The sequence below is a fragment of the Kitasatospora sp. NPDC041917 genome (assembly GCF_055589745.1).
The window spans coordinates 102048-116996 of sequence record NZ_JBVJBI010000023.1 but is presented as its reverse complement, the minus strand read 5'-3'; the positions used below and the strand labels follow the sequence as shown (position 1 = coordinate 116996).

The following is a 14949-nucleotide window of genomic DNA, read 5'->3' as shown; positions in this document are numbered from 1 at the left end:
GATTCCCACCAAGGACATCCCATGCGTCGCAAGCTCGCCCTGCCCCTCGCGCTCGCCGCGGCCGTCTCGGTCGCCGCCACCGCGTGCTCCTCCTCGTCCTCCTCCGGCGGCGCCCCCGGTCAGGACGCCAAGAACACCGCCCAGGTCGCGTCCTCGGTCACCGACTACAACCCCCAGCCGTACGAGAACATCAAGGACGGCGGCACCTACACCACCGCGGGGACCTTCGACGAGCAGGGCAACCCCTTCAACGTCAACGGCACCCTGAACGCGCTGCGGATCTGGTCCTGGTACAACGCCGACGCCATCACCTACTCGCCCACCGGCGAGGTCCAGTACAACCCGGACTACTACAGCGACGTGAAGGTCACCGTCGAGGGCGGCGACCAGAAGGTCGTCATCACCCTCAACCCCAAGGCCGTGTTCAACGACGGCACCCCGATCGACTGGCGGGCCATCGAGGCCACCTGGAAGGCCAACAACGGCTCGGACAAGGACTACGCGGCCTCCTCCACCGACGGCTACGACCGCATCACCTCCGTCACCCGGGGCGCGGACGACAAGCAGGCGGTCATCGCCTTCAAGGGCGTCAACGCCTCCTGGTCCGCGCTGTTCACCACCTTCCTGCACCCCCAGGCCGCCACCGTCGACAACTTCAACAAGGCGTACGTCAAGACGGCCCACCCCGAATGGGGCACCGGACCGTACACCGTGGGCACCTGGGACGACCACTCCGGCAACATCACCTTCGTACGCAACCCCACCTGGTGGGGCCGGACCGGCAAGCTCGACAAGCGCGTCTACGTCAACCTGGAGAGCGCCGCCTCGATCAACGCCTTCAAGAACGGCGAAATCGACTACGCCCCCGTCGGAACTGCCGAGAACCTCAAGCAGGTGAAGACGGTCAAGGACGCCGGGATCCGCAGCGGCGGCAGTCCCTTCGAGTACGCGCTGTACCTCAACACCAAGTCCCCGCTCCTCGGCGACGTCCAGGTCCGCAAGGCGGTGCAGGAGAGCATCGACCGCACGCAGATAGCGAAGATCCGCTTCCAGGGCCTCGACTACACCGAGCCGCTGCCCGGCTCGGCAGTGCTCTACAGCTTCCAGCAGGGCTACCAGGACAACGTCGCCACCGTGCTGAAGTACGACCCGGAGGAGGCCCGGAAGACCCTGGACGCGGCCGGCTGGCAGCCCGGGGCCGACGGCATCCGCGCCAAGGACGGCAAGCAGCTCGAACTCGGCTACACCCTGCTCGGCGACGGCCCCATCGAGAAGGCCACCGCCGGAGCGTTCACCGCGATGCTCAAGGCCGTCGGCGTGAAGGTGGACGTCAACAAGGTCTCCGAGAACGACTTCTCCAAGGTGCTCAGCGACCGCCGCTTCGACCTGTTCATCTCCGGCAACCGCTCGACGGACCCCTTCGGCGCGCGGTACCTGTGCGACTTCTACTGCTCGGACCGTGACTCCAACATCACCGGCTCCGGCACCCCCGAGCTGGACAAGGAGATCCGCGCCACCGGAGAGATCGCCGACCTCGGCCAGCAGATCGCCGCCGCCAACAAGGTCGAGCAGAAGGCCCTCCAGCAGTACGCCTTCCTGCCGCTCTACAGCGGCCCCTCCACCTACGGCATCCGCAAGGGCCTCGCCAACGTCGGTGCCACCATCTTCCACAGCCCGCTGCCCGAGACCATCGGCTGGCAGAAGTAGCACGCCGGCAGCGGTACGCGGGCCGACTCGCCGGCGCGGCGGTCCGCTCGCCGGGGCGCCTGCGTACGGACGGAGCGGACGTCAGAGGGCTGGTGGCCAGGGACCGGCGAGCAGTCGTGCGGCCTCGGCGACGATCCTCGCGACGATGGCCTCCTTTGATTCGGCGACGGCGGGGCTCCAATCCTCGTACTGGATGCCCTCGCTGACGATCGGCTGCAGCGTGTCGGGGTGGCCGAGCGGTGACCACACCTCGTGGCCCAGGAGGTCGGCACCGATGGCCGGGTGCATGCTGCCCTTCACGATCAGGGTGAGCCACCAGCGGGCGAGCTCCCAGCGGATCTCGCGTTCCTCCGTGGGGGCGTCCGCCAGCAGATCGAGCTCGTCCATCACCTGGTCGAAGAGCCTGGCCGCCTCCGGCTCCTCGGAACGCCCGAGCCCGGCGAGCAACCGCAGCGAGGGTGTGTCGACATCCAGAACGAGCGCCACCAGGCCGGCCCGGATCAGCTGATCCGCGCTGACGTGGCGTCCCAGGAAGCGTTCGAGAGCCAGCATCCGCAGGTCGGCGAGCGCCTCCCGCGAGGTGCGGGCGCAGGGGTCGTACGGCGTCGTGCAGAGGGCCGGACGCGGGGTGCCGTTGTTCTCCGCGAGGACGTGGGACCAGAAAGCGACAGTGGCGCGGGCGGAGTCCAACTGCCCGGGCAGGCCGGCGAACTCGTGGCGGAGGTAGTCGGTGAGGTCGGCCCCGTAGAGGATGATGTCGGTCTGGTGGACCGACAGGACCGGGTGTCCGACCTGTCCGGGAATCCCCGGCAGGTAGCGGTGGCCGAAGACCGGGACGAGCTGGGGGACATCGGCCAGGAAGGACCGCGCGATCCTCACCGCGGCCTCGGCCTCCTGCGGCCGCTCGCCCCACACCGGGTGCCAGAAGCCGTTGTGACGGACGTCGAAGAGCGTGCCCTCGACCGGCCGGTCGAGGCGCTCCCGCAGCACGGCCGGATCGCCGTCGCGCCAGTCGGGCCAGCCCTCCCCCAGCGGAAGCCCCGCCCCCAGGAAGACCCGGTGGTCGGCAGCGAACCGGAAACCGAACCGTGCCTCCACGGCGTCCAGCTCCCGCTCGCCCATGCCGGCGGAGATGTCGGCACCGTGCAGGCGGTGGAGGGCCCGCGCGGCTGCGGCCGTGAGAGGACGAGGCGGCTGAAGAGTCACCCACTCAGCCTAGTCGCGGCCCGGGCCCTGGACCCCGCCGCAGGGCAACGGCCGGGCCCCGCACGTCCGAGTCGCGAGGGGCGGCCGGCCGGGCCCGCACCCAGGAAGCCTGCCATCAGGACCTCTCGCCGCCGGCGGCACCGAGCAGGCAATGCTTCGCGCCGCACTGTCACAATTCGGTGACTGGGTGTCATAGGCGTGTTCTAGAGTTCCTGCCGAAGAGCCGCAGACGGTGGTGTGGTGCAGAAGGGTGGCCGTGTGGAATCGAGGGGCCTGTCCGTCGCGGACTGCGGACGTCTACCGACCAGTGTCGTCGCCGAGGCCGCAGAGTCGGACTTCGAGGTGCTCGTGCGGACGGCGATCGCCGACGCCACGCGCCCTCCCGTCCGGCGCAGCACCAGAGCGTGGCTGCGGTCGCTGGAGATGCACCTGGACTGGGTGGACGCACTGTTGTTCGCCGAGGGTGAGCTCCAGATCGCCGTGGAGCGGCTCTCGTACCAGCGGGACCCTCGGGTCGAGGCGAACGAGAACCGGCTGCGGTGGGTCCGCCGGGCCCTGGCCGAAGCACGCGGTCTGGCCAACGACTACAGGCTGGAGGTTCACCGCTCCCGCGAGGATGTCCGTGACCACCTCGACGCCGTCCACGTCGCCCAGCGGTGGCTGCGCCGGCACTTCACCGAGGAAGGCGACCTGATCAGGGAGGCCCTCTGCGGAAGGGCCGGAATCGCCGCGCACGTTCCCAAACCGCCGGACGCCAGGGACGGCCTGCACGCAATCGAGATGGCCGCCGCGAGTGGAGCGATCGACGCCCCGCTCACCACCGCGGTCTCCATGCTGATCAAGGCGCCGTGGGAGCCCTTCCGCAGCACGGTGGCCCGTGACATCAACCAGCAGGATGCCCGCAACACCCTGCTGCGGCACCCCCTTCTGCTGCGCCGCTGGCACCAGGCCCTGCTGGAACTGCTGGAGGAGTGCACGCCCCGGGCCCACGCCGTCTCCGCACGCGCGTTGGGCGACCTCGAGATCGATCTGTATGTGCTGGGGCACGCCGAGGCCATGCGGACCCTGAACAACCGACGGTTCTTCGTCGCCGTGCTCCAGCGCCTGGCCGAGTACGAGCGCACCGTCCGGAGGCTGTCCAAGGAAGTCGCCCGATGGGACCTCAAGCGCAAGGAGCCGTGGGCCGGCATCGAACCCGAGGTCCAGGCCGAACTCGCCCGCCGGCACCCGGGCGAGTGCGCCTTCGTCCGCCGCTCCCTCGACCCGTACGGTGAGGAGTTCGGTAGCCGCACCCTCGATCCGACCTGGCGGAACAACCATCAGCGCTGGTCCGAGCTTCGGCGCCAGGTGATGGCCGCGCTCGCGGACGGAACGTGGCAGACCACAGTCCTGCCGAAACAACGCGCGGACTCCGACGTCAAGCACGACGTCGACCGCGCGACTCGCAACGCCGAGCTCAGGCGGAAGGTCCAGGCCGGTCTGCTGACCCCCAAACAAGCCAAACGCAAGCGCGAGCAGGACAACCGGCGACGCCGGACCCTTTGAGTGAGCTCCGGACGTCCCTTCCCGGAAACGGGCAGCGATCACCGGGACCCGGGACACCCCCGTTCCCGCGGTCCCGGCCGGCTGTCACGGCCTGGCACTGCGCACCAGCCCGGCGGCCATGGCCACCTCGCCGCACCGTTCACCGGGCAGCAGCACGTACGGCCTCCGACGTCCCTTCGGCCCACCCGGCGTCGCGACGGCCTGCCGCCACCGGACCTGCAGCGCCTCGACATCGGCTTCCAGGACCAAGCAGATGACCGAGCGCAGCGAGAACAGCGAGTTAGTGGTTATTGCGACGCTCCATTCCAGGTCGGTGTTGAGGGGCCGGGATCGCCCCGGCGGGCCCGGCCGCGCGGCTCAGCCGAGACCGTCGGAGTAGGGGCGGACGGATGCGTCGCCTTCCATGACGATGCCGTACACGTCGTCCGTGGTGAGCTTCTGCTGTGTCCGGTCTCCCTCGAAGAACACGACACGGCGGCGGTGCGGCATGCCGCCGAATCGGTCGATGACGTCCTGGGCGATGCCGGGCAGCAGCTCGGCGGGTGCCGAGACGGCGCCGAGGACGCCGTCGGCGGGCTTGCCGGTGTGCGGGTCGAGGATCAGGCTCCAGGCGCCGTTGGCGGCGAGGATCTGCAGGAGGTACGTGTACGTGCTCCGTCGGGCGCCGTCCTGCGGGGCGGCCGGTGAGGGGCGCCGGTCTCGTTTGCGCACCACAGTGATCAGGTAGTCGCGGAACGCGGGGTGGGAGCCCAGGTGCCGGTAGGTCAAGGTCGTGCCGATCAGGGCGAGATGACCGTGGAAGCGGCTGTCGCGCCGGTCCGGCAGGTACACCCGGTTGTGGGCGTTGCGGCCGAACGAGACGTTGAAGTCGTCGGTTTCCAGGAGGAGTTCCTTCGTGCCCTCGCGCAGCCACGACAACCGGAGGATGCCGTCGGTGAAGCGACGGGCCGGCGCGGCGAGACCCAGACGCTCGGGGGCGAGCGCGACGAGTCGCTCGGCCGGGGCGAGCAGCACGGTGTCGCGGTTCCAGTTGCCCGCGTTGAGGCGCGCCGACACGATGCCGATGACGCTGCCCGTCCCGGTGAGCAGCACGGGTGCGCCGCTCATGCCCGGCTGGGCGTGTCGGCAGCTCACTTTCACCCATTCCCGGCCGTTTTGCGCCGTGGTGCCGACGTAGTGGCCGACGCCGGAGTCGTAGTCGCGGGACACGGTGAATCCGCGGAGGTGGACCGGGTCGCCGGGGGTGGCGCGCGTGTGCGAGGCGAGCGTCATCGGCTTCCAGTCGTCGGCTTCGCGTACCTGGATCAGCGCCACGTCGGTCGCGCTGTCCGAGGGCGGCGAGCAGTCGACGGGGAGCGAGATTCCGGGCGCGGTGATCGGCTCGAAGGTCCATTGCGCGGTCGGGTGCGGCGCGAGGACATGCGCGGCGGTCGCGGCGAGCCCGTCGGCGGTGAGCACGAACGCGGTCCCGACGGGCTCGCCGTCGCGCACCAGCCTTCCGATGGTGTCCACGGTGACGCCTCAGTGCGGGAACAGCCGGTCGGCCAGTTCGAGCAGGGGATCCTTGCCGGATCGGCCTTCGGCCGACAGTTGTTCCGTGTCCGGCCCGCCGCCGGGGGTGCGGGTCGCCTGGACCGCCGCCGCCAGCCTGTGGCCGTTGAGGGCCGCTGTCGCGTTGGCGTCCGCGCGGGCCTCGGCGGCCTCGGTCCGGGCCGTCAGGTCCGCCACCCGCTGCCGCTGCATCGTCGTACCGAACAAGGCGCCGACGGCCGCGAACGCGACCGCCTCCACGGACCCGAGGACGACGAGCAGACGTGACCAGGTGACGTCGCTCGCTTCGGCGTTGAAGGCCAGCCAGGCGAGGAGCCCGAGCCACAGCGCGATGACGGTGACCGCGACGACGAGCGCGGTCCCGGCGAGCGACGCGCCCGCCGCCGCATCCCTCGTTCCCCCGCCCGCCTCGTCACTCGTACTCTCGGTTCCAGGCACAAGCCCCTCCTCGCATGCCGCAGCAGCCGGACCCGCCTCCGCGCGAGGACGTCGGCCGTTCGAGCCCTGGTCGCCCTGTTGTCCCCTGCGCCACCGGGCCCCGGACGCCCTGTTGTTGTCCGGTCGTCACCATGGTGTGCACGTAGCCTGCCTTGCCTGGGCCCTTCGCGGAGCGGGAAGTCGGAAAGTCGGGCCATCCGGTTCGTGGGGACGGAGAAGCGGCCCCAAGCCACTTTCCATGTCTACCGCCGTCCGGACAAGGCCCATGCCCCGGCCTTCCGCCGGCGGGCTTCGGTCGAGGCCTCGTGAAGGTGTCCACGTCCGCACCGCCGGCGGCCGAGACGTGCGAGGGCCTGTCCGCACGGGGTGGGGACAGGCCGGGGGCTCGCGGTAACCGTCTGCGGCCACGCCCGGTCCACGCCCGGTCCACGGCCGCGACCTCGCTGTAGCGGGGGCAAGCTCCCAACGGATCGCGCGTTCCTCCGTGGGGGCGTCCGCCGGCAGATCGAGCTCGTCCAGCACCTGGTCGAAGAGCCTGGCCGCCTCCGGCTCCTCGGAACGCCCGGGCCCGGCGTGCCCGCTGTGGGCGTAATGGAGGCCATCCCCGCAGTCATCGATCATCCTGTTCGCCATGAGCAGCAGTGAGGTGGACGAGACAGGCCTGCACCGGCTGGTCGCTCTGTCGGACGGCATCTTCGCCATCGCCATGACGCTGCTGGTGCTCGACATTCATGTGACTCCGGGACTGGACGCGGCCGGCTTCCGCCGCATGGTGCACGGGTTGCTGCCCAACATCGGCGCCTACGGGTTGAGCTTCGCCATCCTTGCCGGCGTCTGGCGCGACCACCGCCGGATCCTCCGACTCGCCGGGCCGCTGAGCACGATGTCCGTACGGCTCGCACTCGTCGGGCTGGGCGTCATCGCGCTGCTTCCCTTCCCCACCACGATGCTGTCCGAGTACGCCTCGCAGTCCCTGGCCGTCGCCGTCTACGCGGGCACCATCATCGTCATCGACCTGCTGCAACTCGCGCTGCTCCTTTCGATCCGGCGCAGCCCGGAGCGGGCCGGTCCCTCCGACGAGCGTGTCCGCCGGAAGATCGCCACGGACCTGGGTACGAACATCGTGGTCTTCGGGGCGACGGTACCGATCGCTTTTGCCTCACCGTCGGCCGCGATCTGGACCTGGACGTCCCTGGTCCCCGTCAAGATCGCGCTCGTAAGACGCGAAGCCGCCCGGGGCCGTCGATGAGAAACGGTCGGCGACGGCACGGCCGGTCGCCAAACCGGCCGGTCGAGTCGACATGGTGTCGGGTTGACGGCTGTCGTGGGTCGGTCCGGCAGAGGGCCAGGGCCGGGCACAGATCGCCGGGCGGCCCGCAGAGCTTCCTGCTGCTACCGAAGTCCAACGAAAGGCCGACGCCGGACGGCATCGGAGCGTTCTCGGAGCGTCGCCCCCGCCGGGTTCACCGGTCTCGCGCGTGACGCGCCGACATGGTTCGTGTGATCACTATTGGTCTACTCCAATCTGTCCTGAATACGTCGTCACAGCAGGCCCCGGGCTGCCGTTCACTGTTCCTCCCGAGCAGCCGGGTTCGCTGCCGCAGGACCGGTCGACATGGGAGGCGGGATGCGAAGGGCCGTACGCTGTCTGGTTGTTGGGGTTGCCGCCGTGATCGGATCCGGTGCGGTGGTGGCCGTGCACGTCGACGGGCGGACGCCGCTCGTGCCCGCCCTGTGCCTGGACGGGCTCCTCGCGGTCGGCTGGCTGTCCCTCCTCGCCCTGGCCGTACCGCGGCGACGGCCCGCGGGCCCGTCGGTGGACGACGGCGACGGGCCGCCGCAGCAGGCCGACCTCCCCTACCGGACGGACGCCGAGCCTCGCGCGACCTCGCACTGGAGGGGTCGCCACGGGCCCTGACCCCGGCCCCGGCCCGGCCCCGGTCCCGCTCCCGGCCCCGACCCTGTGGAAACCGGCCGAGGTCGCGTCGCGGTCTTTCCGCCGTGGGCGGCTCCTGCCACCATGACGCGAGGACCCCGGAGCGAGGGAGAGCTGTGGTACCGACGGTGCGCGTGAGTTCGGCGGTCATGACCCACCCGGTACGCCTGGTTCAGGCCCGCGAGCTGGCCGAGCGGCTCGGGCTGGACGGCCTGGCGCTCGATCCGGAGCCGGACGGCCCGCCGTCGGCGCTCCGGACGGCCCTGGTCGCCTGGGCGGCGGCGGACTCCGGGGGGAGCCATCACCTCGTCGTCCAGGACGACGTCTCCGCCCCGGAGAACATGGTGGCGCTCGTCGGCCGCGCGGCCACCCGGTTCCCCGACGAGGCCCTGGTGTTCTACACCAACTGGCACGCGCGCAACGGCGGTGCCGCCCGGCTCGCCGCGCTCGCCGGAGCCTCCTGGGTGCGGGCGGTGCCGGACGAGTTCACGCCGTCCCTCGCCGTCTGTCTGCCGCTCGACACGGTGGAGGACTTCCGCCGGTTCGCCACCGGCAGCGCCGAACGCCACGACGACGAGCTCTTCTCGGTCTTCTTCCGCGAGCGCGGCCGGATGAGTCTGATCGCCGTGCCCAACGTGGTGGAGCACATCGGCACCAGCAGCATCAACGGCCATGCCACCCAGGGGATCCGGCTCGCCGTCTGCCCCGTGGACGCCGCCGACGCCGCACCGCTGCTGGAGCGGGGCCGCGTCCTGGAGGAGCCGGGGTGGATCCCGTACATGCGGTACGGCGAGGGCTACGTCCGGCTGGTCGGCCAGGAGCACGGCCCGGACGGCGGACGGGGTCACCACCGCTGGCTCGACGCCCTGCCGGCGACCGGCATCCCGGAGCGGGCCGTGCGCGATGCGGTGGCGGCGGACATGCCGGAGGACCTGGCGTCGGAGGTGGCGCGGCGGTTCGGCCGGAGCTTCGCCGAGGAGCTGTGGATCCACTGCCTCCTGCTCGGCCGGCAGGCGGCCGAGGCCGCCCGCCGGCTGTCCGGCGACCCCGGCGACCCCGGACACCCCGGACACCCCGGCGACGTCCCGCCGGCCGCCCTCGCCCGGCTGCGGGAGGCGGCGGTGGCCACCGTCGGCCCCGCCGGTCTGCCGCCCGAGCGCCGCCCCGAGGCCGGTCCGGACGAGGTGCGGCTCATGTCCGCCTTCGCCTGGACCGCCGTCAGGGCCGGGGAGCGGCTACCTACGGCGTGACCACGGGCCTGACGCCCGGCACGTCCTCCGCCGCGACCGGGTGGGTGATCCACACCCCGGGCTCCCAGTACGAGCCGAGGTCCCGTGCACGCTCGATCCGCAGCGTGGAGAGGCCTCCCGGGAAGACGTAGTCGCCGTCCTCCGGGAAGGCGAGGCCGGTCCAGCGTTCCCATTCGGCCACCGTCCCGGTGATCCGCGACGACTGTTCCGAGGCTCCGGCGATCGTGCCGCCGGCGCCCACCTGGGTGCGGATCCACGGGTCGAGCGGGGCCCCGTCCGCGCGCCGCCAGCCCGCGTACCGTTCGATCGGCACCAGCGGGTACCGGTCCTTCCAGGTGGGCCGCACCGGTACCAGCACCGTCTCCACGGCGGCCCGCCGCGCCACTTGGCGCATCGCGTCGAGGAGCACGGTGGAGAATCCCTTGCGCTGGTAGTCCTCCGCGACCTCGATGCCCAGCGCGCACAGGGCGCCGGCGGTCCGGCCCGCCGCGCGGTCCGCGAACGCCCGGGCGATGGAGTCGTCCAGGCCGGGGCCGAGGTCGGCGGCCGTGCCGTCCCAGGTGCGCGGCAGCGAGCGTCCGGCGCCGGCCACCACCTCGCGCACGTCGTCGTACAGGACGAACTGGTAGTCGGGGAACTCCTCGAACAGCCGGTTCCAGTAGGCGTCGTTGACGTCTCCGTGCAGGTTGTACTCGGGCACGATGCCGGCGAACCGTTCCGGCATGCGGTCCCACAGTTCGGGGCGCTCCGCGTGGGTCACCACGACCAGGGCCATCGGACCGTTCTCCTCTCCTCGTGAACCTACGGGCCTGCGGGATCTGCGGGAGCTGCGGGATCTGCGGGACCTACGGGCCCCACCGGAACCCACCGGAACCCACCGGACCTACGCGGGAACTTCGACGTCCCAGACGATGACGATCGGCAGCCCGTCCCAGGCCGCCCGTGCCGCGTCCGCGATGAACTCCTCGTAACCGCCGGGCGCGAGGCGTCCGTTGAAGAGCGGTTCGTGGCAGGCCCGCACCCGCAGCCCCGCTCCGGTGAACGCCTCCAGGTACCGCCCGGGGAGGTGGACGTGGTTGCGGATGAAGGCGAGCCGGTCGGAGCCGTGCACGAAGAGGCACTGCCCCTGCAGGGCGATGACGAACGGGTGCATGTCCGAGACGAGGATCCGCCCGCCCGGCCGGACCACCCGGGCCAGCTCGGACACTCCCGCCGCGAGGTCCGGCAGGTGGGTCATGGCCAGCGAGCAGACCGCGAGATCGACCGAGTCGTCGTCGAGCGGCAGCTTTTCCAGGTGCCCGAGCCGGTACTCGGCCTCGGGGGCGCGCTCGCGGGCTCTGGCCAGCATCTCGGGCGACTGGTCCACGCCGATGGTGCGGTGCCCGCGGGAGACGAGGGCGCCGGTCTGGCGACCGGTGCCGCAGGCGGCGTCGAGGGCGGTGCCCGTGGGGAGGGTGTCGAGGATCCCGTGCAGCACGGGCTCCTCGACCTCGATGTAGGAGCTGGGCAGCGAGTCGTACACCGCCGACCAGGAGGCGTAGCCCTCGGCGGCGTCGAGTTCGCTGACGTCGGCGCCGCCGTCCGGCAGCCGCCCGTCACCCGACGCGAAGCGCCGGATGTCCTCGACGCGTTCCCGCAGGAACGTCTCGTCCCCGTCCACGGCGTGGCGCAGAAGTGCCAGCCCTTCGATTCCCAGGACGAGTTCCCGTACCCGGAATTCACTGCTCATGAGAGCCCCTTGTCGATGACCGGAGGTGACGGATTCGCGGTAGCCGGTCGGTGCGGCTGGATTTCGCCCTACCCCGTTCGGCCGGAAGAACGCGGCCTGCCCGGTCCGCTGTCCGAAAGGCGGCTCCGAATTGACCGGTTCACGGACCCGTTGCCCGGAATTCCCGCACCCCCTACCATGGCTTGCCGAATCGGCCGGAATACCCATTCGAGGGCCGATCGTTCTGCTGGGGAGGCGGAATGATAGAGGGATATGTCGGGCGGGAGAGCGTCACCTCGGGGGGAGAGCTGACGGTTCACGTCTCCACCGACGCCGCCCGGTTCCGGCTGAGGTTCTACCGGCTGGGCGCGGACCTGGACCTGGTGGCGGAGACCGGCTGGTACCCCGGTTCGCTCCACCTGCCGCCCCCGCACCCCGACGGCGTGCCCGGCCGGGCCTCGCCCGCGCACGGCTGGGGCTGGCCGCCGCTCGCCCTGCCGGTGCCCGCCCACTGGACTCCGGGGATGTACCTGGTCCAGTTCGTCGAGGAGGGCGGCGAGGGCCTGCCGCCGCTGGACGCGGGCAGCGTCGAGGGCCCCGCCCGCGAGTTCTTCGTGGTGCGGCCCCGGCGGGCCGGCAGCCGGTCCCGCATCCTCTACAAGAAGTCGACCTTCACCCGGCACGCCTACAACCGCTCCGACCGGCCGGACGAGGAACGCGCCGTCAGCCTCTACGACCACCCCGTGTACCTGGCGGACGCCGCTCCCCGCGGGCACAAGGTGAGCCTGCACCGGCCCGGCGGAGTCATCGACCTCGCCTACTGGGACGCCCCGTTCATCGCCTGGCTGGAGCGCAACGACTACCCGGTCGAATTCTGTACGGATCTCGACCTCCACGAGGACCAGGAACTTCTCTCCTCGTACGATCTGCTGCTGAGCGTCGGCCATGACGAATACTGGAGCGAGGCGATGCGCGCCCACGCCGAGCGATTCGTCCACGACGGCGGGAACATCGCCTTCCTCAGTGCCAACACGTGCTGGTGGCGCATTCATACGACCGACGGGAACACCGCCTTCGTCTCCGACACCGACCACCACGTGGGGGACGAGTATCCGCACCTGCCGGCGACCGACCAGTGGTGGCCGGCGCCGCCCGACGGCGCGGGCCGCCCCGAGAACTCCCTCACCGGGGTGAGTTTCCGCAACGGCGGGATGTGGCCGAGCACCGAATGGCCCGGGGACCGTCCGCGCGAGGGGTACACCGTCCAGCACGCCGACCACTGGCTGTTCGCCGGCACCGGGCTGCGCGACGGGTCCGACGGCGGCGTGCCCGACCGGCTCGGCGCGGGCACCGCGCTGATCGGGTACGAGTGCGACGGCGCCGCCTACGCCCGGGACGCCCGGGGCGTGGCCCGGGCGACCGGCGAGGACGGCACTCCCGCCTCCTTCCTCATCCTCGGGATCCACGTCCTCGATCCGGTCCACGAGGACTTCCACCACTTCACGTGGGGCCACTGGAACGGCCCGGTCCGGGAGCCGGGCCTCACCAGCCCCCGGGCCGCGACCATGGGCGTGCACACCGCCGGCGGCACCGTGTTCACCGCGGGCACCACCGACTGGCCGGTGGTCTGCGGGAGGGAGCAGGACGCCGGCGTCGTGCGGGTCACCCGCAACCTCCTGGACCGGCTGCGGCACCGCGCGGCGCGCCCCTGAGCAGGTCCCGCAGTCCGCGGATCCGGGCCGCCCCGGCCGGCAGGGGCGGTTCGGCTCCGCGCACCGCCGGGTCCGGCCGGCACAGGTGGACGGGCCGCATCCCGGCGGCGAGCGGTCCGAGGACGTCGGGCGCCCACATGTCCCCGACGAACAGCACCTCCCCGGCCCGCAGCCCGCACCGCTCCAGCAGGGCCCGGTAGATCAGCGGGTGCGGCTTGCGCGCCCCCGCCCGGGCGGAGCCGACGACCACGTCGACCACCGCGCCGAGGCCGACCTCCTCGACGCAGTCCTCCAGGTTCCAGAACCAGTTGGAGCAGATGCCCACCAGCAGGCCCCGGTCGCGGAGCTCCCCGAGGACGGGGCGGGCGTCCTCGAAGAGCTCCAGCGTGACGGCCTTCATGGCCCGGTCGATCTCCTCGACCAGGTCGTCGAGTTCGCGCTCCGGCACCCCGCAGGCCCGAGCCCTGCGCAGCAGCCGGTCCACCTCCCAGCGGTGGTAGGCGGTTTCACCGACCGAGTGGGCCACGTGCTGCTCGCCCTCGCCGGGGCCCACCGCCCACTGGTCGCCCCAGCGGGCGCCCTGGGCGGCGAGGCCCCGGCGTTCGAAGATTCCGCGGTGGTCGGGCGGCAGCGGCTCGACCATCCGCACCAGCGTCCCGTAGAAGTCGAAGACGACGGCACGGACCTGCGGCGGCAACACGTTCGGCACCCGCCCGGCCTCAGTACCGGCCGTACCGGCGCGGGAAGTAGTCCTGGAGTTCGCCGTCCCGCTCGATGTCGACGGTCGCGCAGTGCAGCCCGCCGCCGAACGGCCCGACCGCCCGGAACGGCACCGGGACGATCTCGAAGCCGTACGAGGAGAGTTGCTCCGCCAGCCGGACCTCGTTCTCCTCGATGCACAGGGTGTTCTCGTCGAGGTTCAGCATGTTCCCGGCGAGCCACGGGCTGCAGAACGACAGCTTCGGCGGGTGGTCCCAGCTCGCGGGCTGCACCGCCTCGACGATCTCCCAGTCGTTGAGCCGGAAGAACTCCATCAACTCGGCGTCCGCGAGCCGCTCGCCGCAGTGCAGCACCAGGCCGGGGCGCAGCGGCACCCAGGTGGCGTCGATGTGCAGCGGGTGGGTGTTGGTGGAGGTCACGGCGTGCACCCGGTGGTCGGGGAAGTGGCGCTTGAGCCACTGGTAGCCGCTGCGGTTGGTGACGAAGGACAGTTGGACGAACAGGTCCTTGCCGAAGCGGGCGACGTCGGCGGCGTCGAACAGCGGCTCGGCCTCGGTCAGCACCAGGTCGTAGTCGCGGACCCGGGCCAGCTGTTCCTCGGTGGACAGGTCGTTGTAGGTGTCCCAGAACTCGGTGTGGTACGAGGCGTCGGTGAGCCGGGGTTTCGGGGCGGCCTCCCAGCGCATGCGCTCGTCGGCCTCGAACAGGCCCTGCAGCACGGGCCGGTAGCACAGGTACTCGTGCCAGCGGCTGCGGTAGGACATGGTCGCTTCCAGGACCTCGTTGCCGACGGTCAGCAGCAGGTCCCGGGGCGGCATGCAGCCGAACATGGAGTCCTGGGTCCAGTCGGGGGTGCCGACCTGCTGGGTGAAGTCGACGGGGGTGGGGCGGTCGACGCGGATGCCGCGGCGGCGCAGCAGTTCGGCGAAGTCGTCGAGCTGCTGCTCGGCCTCGGCGACCATGTCGGCGGGCATCGGGCCGTGGGTTCCCAGGGGGAAGCCGTCGTCGGGGTAGTCCCGGCGGACCGCGTGCTCGGGGGCCTGGACCACGGTGCCCTCGGCGCGCCCGACGATCACATGACGCAGGGGGTCCCAGCCGTTCCAGGCGTTGACCCGCACCGGCCGTTCGGTGGTGTCGGGGGTCGCATCGGGCGCGGTCGTCGTCTGCTCGGTCACG

At 71.5% G+C, this 14949-nt stretch carries 13 protein-coding genes; 6 read left to right on the top strand and 7 right to left on the bottom strand.

Going from position 1 to position 14949, the window contains the following annotated elements; all coding sequences use genetic code 11:
- Positions 1–21: 21 nt before the first annotated feature.
- Positions 22–1707 carry an ABC transporter family substrate-binding protein gene (locus tag ACZ6EM_RS26060; protein WP_465773354.1) on the top strand — a complete coding sequence of 562 codons (1686 nt, stop codon included), beginning with the start codon at positions 22–24 and terminating at the stop codon, positions 1705–1707.
- A gap of 81 nt (positions 1708–1788) precedes the next feature.
- On the opposite strand, the gene ACZ6EM_RS26055 is transcribed toward ACZ6EM_RS26060, so the two are convergent.
- Positions 1789–2913 (bottom strand): hypothetical protein, encoded by a 1125-nt coding sequence (locus tag ACZ6EM_RS26055; protein WP_465773353.1) that lies wholly within the window; start codon positions 2911–2913, stop codon positions 1789–1791.
- Between the two features lie 258 nt (positions 2914–3171).
- Between ACZ6EM_RS26055 and ACZ6EM_RS26050 the strand changes: the two genes are divergently transcribed.
- On the top strand, positions 3172–4458 hold the full coding sequence (locus tag ACZ6EM_RS26050) for a hypothetical protein (protein WP_465773352.1): 1287 nt from the start codon (positions 3172–3174) through the stop codon (positions 4456–4458).
- Positions 4459–4815: 357 nt separating this feature from the next.
- Here ACZ6EM_RS26050 and ACZ6EM_RS26045 read toward each other — a convergent pair whose 3' ends face one another.
- Together ACZ6EM_RS26045 and ACZ6EM_RS26040 are read right to left on the bottom strand one after the other, a co-directional pair.
- The gene (locus ACZ6EM_RS26045) at positions 4816–5970 is read right to left on the bottom strand and encodes a S1 family peptidase (RefSeq protein WP_465773351.1); all 1155 of its coding nucleotides are present in this window, start codon (positions 5968–5970) and stop codon (positions 4816–4818) included.
- A gap of 9 nt (positions 5971–5979) precedes the next feature.
- Complete coding sequence (locus tag ACZ6EM_RS26040) at positions 5980–6447, bottom strand: hypothetical protein (RefSeq protein ID WP_401049362.1); 468 nt, start codon at positions 6445–6447, stop codon at positions 5980–5982.
- A 631-nt stretch (positions 6448–7078) separates the two neighbouring features.
- Between ACZ6EM_RS26040 and ACZ6EM_RS26035 the strand changes: the two genes are divergently transcribed.
- The 3 genes from ACZ6EM_RS26035 (at position 7079) to ACZ6EM_RS26025 (ending at position 9633) form a co-directional block, all read left to right on the top strand.
- Positions 7079–7696 carry a TMEM175 family protein gene (locus ACZ6EM_RS26035; protein ID WP_465773350.1) on the top strand — a complete coding sequence of 206 codons (618 nt, stop codon included), beginning with the start codon at positions 7079–7081 and terminating at the stop codon, positions 7694–7696.
- Positions 7697–8116: 420 nt separating this feature from the next.
- The gene (locus ACZ6EM_RS26030; protein ID WP_465773349.1) at positions 8117–8365 is read left to right on the top strand and encodes a hypothetical protein; all 249 of its coding nucleotides are present in this window, start codon (positions 8117–8119) and stop codon (positions 8363–8365) included.
- A 152-nt stretch (positions 8366–8517) separates the two neighbouring features.
- Positions 8518–9633 (top strand): hypothetical protein, encoded by a 1116-nt coding sequence (locus ACZ6EM_RS26025; protein ID WP_465773348.1) that lies wholly within the window; start codon positions 8518–8520, stop codon positions 9631–9633.
- On the opposite strand, the gene ACZ6EM_RS26020 is transcribed toward ACZ6EM_RS26025, so the two are convergent.
- Positions 9623–10408, bottom strand: coding sequence for a GNAT family N-acetyltransferase (locus ACZ6EM_RS26020; RefSeq protein ID WP_465773347.1), 786 nt, complete (start codon positions 10406–10408; stop codon positions 9623–9625). The two genes, ACZ6EM_RS26025 and ACZ6EM_RS26020, sit on opposite strands and share 11 nt — an antisense overlap.
- A 108-nt stretch (positions 10409–10516) precedes the next feature.
- On the bottom strand, positions 10517–11362 hold the full coding sequence (locus ACZ6EM_RS26015; RefSeq protein WP_380540768.1) for a class I SAM-dependent methyltransferase: 846 nt from the start codon (positions 11360–11362) through the stop codon (positions 10517–10519).
- Positions 11363–11601: 239 nt separating this feature from the next.
- On the opposite strand from ACZ6EM_RS26015, the gene ACZ6EM_RS26010 reads away from it, so the two are divergent.
- Positions 11602–13053, top strand: a complete 1452-nt coding sequence (locus ACZ6EM_RS26010; RefSeq protein ID WP_465773346.1) for a N,N-dimethylformamidase beta subunit family domain-containing protein — start codon at positions 11602–11604, stop codon at positions 13051–13053.
- Here the strand turns inward: ACZ6EM_RS26010 and ACZ6EM_RS26005 are convergent.
- Complete coding sequence (locus ACZ6EM_RS26005) at positions 13004–13762, bottom strand: HAD family hydrolase (protein ID WP_465773345.1); 759 nt, start codon at positions 13760–13762, stop codon at positions 13004–13006. The two genes, ACZ6EM_RS26010 and ACZ6EM_RS26005, sit on opposite strands and share 50 nt — an antisense overlap.
- A 10-nt stretch (positions 13763–13772) precedes the next feature.
- Positions 13773–14948: a serine/threonine protein kinase gene (locus ACZ6EM_RS26000; protein ID WP_380540777.1), complete on the bottom strand. Its 1176-nt coding sequence runs from the start codon at positions 14946–14948 to the stop codon at positions 13773–13775.
- Position 14949 lies beyond the last annotated feature (1 nt).

Excerpts from the sequence above, each read along its gene's own strand:
- ACZ6EM_RS26060 (WP_465773354.1), top strand. The coding sequence starts at position 22 with ATGCGTCGCAAGCTCGCCCTGCCCCTCGCGCTCGCCGCGGCCGTCTCG.
- ACZ6EM_RS26035 (WP_465773350.1), top strand. The coding sequence starts at position 7,079 with ATGAGCAGCAGTGAGGTGGACGAGACAGGCCTGCACCGGCTGGTCGCT.
- ACZ6EM_RS26020 (WP_465773347.1), bottom strand. The coding sequence starts at position 10,408 with ATGGCCCTGGTCGTGGTGACCCACGCGGAGCGCCCCGAACTGTGGGAC.
- ACZ6EM_RS26015 (WP_380540768.1), bottom strand. The coding sequence starts at position 11,362 with ATGAGCAGTGAATTCCGGGTACGGGAACTCGTCCTGGGAATCGAAGGG.
- ACZ6EM_RS26010 (WP_465773346.1), top strand. The coding sequence starts at position 11,602 with ATGATAGAGGGATATGTCGGGCGGGAGAGCGTCACCTCGGGGGGAGAG.